Raw genomic sequence first — 1,205 nt, 5'->3', positions numbered from 1 at the left:
CATGCATTGCTGCACTTCCACCTCTGCCCTATCTACCTCGTCGTCTTCAAGGGGTCTTACTCTTGCGATGGGATATCTCATCTTGAGGGGGGCTTCACGCTTAGATGCCTTCAGCGTTTATCCCTTCCAGACTTGGCTACTCTGCCATAGGATTGATTCCTAACAGATACACCAGCGGTCCGTCCATCCCGGTCCTCTCGTACTAAGGACAGCTCCTCTCAAATATCCTACGCCCGCGCCGGATAGGGACCGAACTGTCTCACGACGTTCTGAACCCAGCTCGCGTACCGCTTTAATGGGCGAACAGCCCAACCCTTGGGACCTACTTCAGCCCCAGGATGCGATGAGCCGACATCGAGGTGCCAAACCACTCCGTCGATGTGAACTCTTGGGAGTGATAAGCCTGTTATCCCCAGGGTAGCTTTTATCCGTTGAGCGATGGCAATCCCACTTTATACCACCGGATCACTAAGTCCTACTTTCGTACCTGCTCGAGCCGTCACTCTCGCAGTCAAGCTCCCTTATGCCTTTGCACTCTTTGGATGGTTTCCAACCATCCTGAGGGAACCTTTGAGCGCCTCCGATACCCTTTCGGAGGCGACCGCCCCAGTCAAACTCCCCACCTGACATTGTCCCTCTGCCGGGTCACGGCAGTCGGTTAGAAACCCAATAACGCAAGGGTGGTATCCCAACAATGGCTCCATGAAAACTGGCGTCCTCATTTCTCAGCTCCCACCTATCCTGTACATGCATTACCGAATCCCAGTATCAAGCTGGAGTAAAGCTCCATGGGGTCTTTCCGTCCTGGCGCAGGTAACCAGCATCTTCACTGGTATTTCAATTTCACCGGGTGCATTGTCGAGACAGCGCTCAAATCATTACGCCTTTCGTGCGGGTCGGAACTTACCCGACAAGGAATTTCGCTACCTTAGGACCGTTATAGTTACGGCCGCCGTTTACTGGGGCTTAGATTCAAAGCTTCGCCTTGCGGCTAACCTCTCCTCGTAACCTTCCAGCACCGGGCAGGCGTCAGCATATACCTCACCTTTCGGTTTCGCATAGACCTGTGTTTTTGCTAAACAGTTGCTTGAGCCTATTCTCTGCGGCCAGATCTCTCTGGCACCCTTTATCCCGAAGTTACAGGGTCATTTTGCCGAGTTCCTTAACAATGCTTCTCCCGCCGGCCTTAGGATTCTCTCCTCATC

Annotated in this window: 1 rRNA gene (only partly in view); it reads right to left on the bottom strand. The window is 53.2% G+C overall.

The window, feature by feature from the left end:
• Window positions 1-1,205: ribosomal RNA gene (locus tag DXA13_RS20430) — 23S ribosomal RNA — on the bottom strand (its annotated part continues 1,753 nt past the right edge of the window); the annotation flags it as partial.

It is taken from the genome of Clostridium sp. AM58-1XD, assembly GCF_003464085.1.
Lineage (GTDB): Bacteria > Bacillota > Clostridia > Lachnospirales > Lachnospiraceae > Lachnoclostridium_A.
Note: the sequence above shows the minus strand (reverse complement) of the source record. Positions and strands in the feature narration are given on the sequence as shown.